Source organism: Metabacillus kandeliae (genome assembly GCF_021166585.1).
Lineage (GTDB): Bacteria > Bacillota > Bacilli > Bacillales > Bacillaceae > Metabacillus_B > Metabacillus_B kandeliae.
This window is the reverse complement of sequence record NZ_JAJOZE010000023.1, coordinates 1-2934: the sequence shown is the minus strand read 5'-3', so window position 1 is coordinate 2934 and position 2934 is coordinate 1. Positions and strand designations below refer to the sequence as shown.

Below are 2934 nucleotides of genomic sequence, written 5' to 3'. Positions count from 1 at the left end.
CGATAGGTTAAGTTAGTAAGGGCGCACGGTGGATGCCTTGGCACTAGGAGCCGATGAAGGACGGTACTAACACCGATATGCTTCGGGGAGCTGTAAGTAAGCTTTGATCCGGAGATTTCCGAATGGGGGAACCCATTGCTCGTAATGGAGCAGTATCCTTGCCTGAATTCATAGGGCATGGAAGGCAGACCCGGGGAACTGAAACATCTAAGTACCCGGAGGAAGAGAAAGCAAATGCGATTCCCTGAGTAGCGGCGAGCGAAACGGGATCAGCCCAAACCAGAAGGCTTGCCTTCTGGGGTTGTAGGACACTCAACACGGAGTTACAAAGGAACGGGGTAAGCGAAGCGGTCTGGAAAGGCCCGCCAAAGAAGGTAACAGCCCTGTAGCTGAAACTTCGTTCCCTCCTGAGTGGATCCTGAGTACGGCGGGACACGAGAAATCCCGTCGGAATCCGGGAGGACCATCTCCCAAGGCTAAATACTCCCTAGTGACCGATAGTGAACCAGTACCGTGAGGGAAAGGTGAAAAGCACCCCGGAAGGGGAGTGAAACAGATCCTGAAACCGTGTGCCTACAAGTAGTCAGAGCCCGTTAACGGGTGATGGCGTGCCTTTTGTAGAATGAACCGGCGAGTTGCGATTACGTGCAAGGTTAAGTTGAAGAGACGGAGCCGCAGCGAAAGCGAGTCTGAATAGGGCGCTTACAGTACGTGGTCGCAGACCCGAAACCAGGTGATCTACCCATGTCCAGGGTGAAGTTCAGGTAACACTGAATGGAGGCCCGAACCCACGCACGTTGAAAAGTGCGGGGATGAGGTGTGGGTAGCGGAGAAATTCCAATCGAACCTGGAGATAGCTGGTTCTCTCCGAAATAGCTTTAGGGCTAGCCTCAAGGTAAGAGTCTTGGAGGTAGAGCACTGATTGGACTAGGGGCCCCCATCGGGTTACCGAATTCAGTCAAACTCCGAATGCCAAAGACTTATCCTTGGGAGTCAGACTGCGAGTGATAAGATCCGTAGTCGAAAGGGAAACAGCCCAGACCGCCAGCTAAGGTCCCCAAGTATCCGTTAAGTGGAAAAGGATGTGGGGTTGCTTAGACAACCAGGATGTTGGCTTAGAAGCAGCCACCATTTAAAGAGTGCGTAATAGCTCACTGGTCGAGTGACCCTGCGCCGAAAATGTACCGGGGCTAAACGGATCACCGAAGCTGCGGACTGTTCTTCGAACAGTGGTAGGAGAGCGTTCTAAGGGCTGAGAAGCAGGACCGGAAGGACCTGTGGAGCGCTTAGAAGTGAGAATGCCGGTATGAGTAGCGAAAGAGGGGTGAGAATCCCCTCCACCGAATGCCTAAGGTTTCCTGAGGAAGGCTCGTCCGCTCAGGGTTAGTCGGGACCTAAGCCGAGGCCGAAAGGCGTAGGCGATGGACAACAGGTTGAAATTCCTGTACCACCTCCTCACCATTTGAGCAATGGGGGGACGCAGGAGGATAGGGCAAGCGCGCTGTTGGATATGCGCGTCCAAGCAGTTAGGCTGGAAAGCAGGCAAATCCGCTTTCCTCAGAAGGCTGAGCTGTGATGGCGAGGGAAATTAAGTACCGAAGTTCCTGATTCCACACTGCCTAGAAAAGCCTCTAGCGAGGTGAGAGGTGCCCGTACCGCAAACCGACACAGGTAGGCGAGGAGAGAATCCTAAGGTGATCGAGAGAACTCTCGTTAAGGAACTCGGCAAAATGACCCCGTAACTTCGGGAGAAGGGGTGCTTCTCTGGGTGAATAGCCCGGAAAAGCCGCAGTGAATAGGCCCAGGCGACTGTTTAGCAAAAACACAGGTCTCTGCGAAGCCGCAAGGCGAAGTATAGGGGCTGACGCCTGCCCGGTGCTGGAAGGTTAAGAGGAGAGGTTAGCGCAAGCGAAGCTTTGAATCGAAGCCCCAGTAAACGGCGGCCGTAACTATAACGGTCCTAAGGTAGCGAAATTCCTTGTCGGGTAAGTTCCGACCCGCACGAAAGGCGTAACGATCTGGGCACTGTCTCAACGAGAGACTCGGTGAAATTATAGTACCTGTGAAGATGCAGGTTACCCGCGACAGGACGGAAAGACCCCGTGGAGCTTTACTGCAGCCTGATATTGAATTTTGGCACAGCTTGTACAGGATAGGTAGGAGCCTTGGAAGCCGGAGCGCCAGCTTCGGTGGAGGCATTGGTGGGATACTACCCTGGCTGTGTTGAACTTCTAACCCGCGGCCCTTATCGGGCCGGGAGACAGTGTCAGGCGGGCAGTTTGACTGGGGCGGTCGCCTCCTAAAATGTAACGGAGGCGCCCAAAGGTTCCCTCAGAATGGTTGGAAATCATTCGCAGAGTGTAAAGGCACAAGGGAGCTTGACTGCGAGACCTACAAGTCGAGCAGGGACGAAAGTCGGGCTTAGTGATCCGGTGGTTCCGCATGGAAGGGCCATCGCTCAACGGATAAAAGCTACCCCGGGGATAACAGGCTTATCTCCCCCAAGAGTCCACATCGACGGGGAGGTTTGGCACCTCGATGTCGGCTCATCGCATCCTGGGGCTGTAGTCGGTCCCAAGGGTTGGGCTGTTCGCCCATTAAAGCGGTACGCGAGCTGGGTTCAGAACGTCGTGAGACAGTTCGGTCCCTATCCGTCGCGGGCGCAGGAAATTTGAGAGGAGCTGTCCTTAGTACGAGAGGACCGGGATGGACGCACCGCTGGTGTACCAGCTGTCTTGCCAAAGGCATCGCTGGGTAGCTACGTGCGGAAGGGATAAGTGCTGAAAGCATCTAAGCATGAAGCCCCCCTCAAGATGAGATTTCCCATTCTTTATGAAGTAAGATCCCTGAAAGATGATCAGGTAGATAGGTCCGGGGTGGAAGCGTGGTGACACGTGGAGCTGACGGATACTAATCGATCGAGGACTTAACCTA

At 54.3% G+C, this 2934-nt stretch carries 1 rRNA gene; it reads left to right on the top strand.

Annotated features, from left to right (window positions below):
* Window positions 1-5 precede the first annotated feature (5 nt).
* A 23S ribosomal RNA gene (locus tag LRR81_RS21065) occupies window positions 6-2934 on the top strand.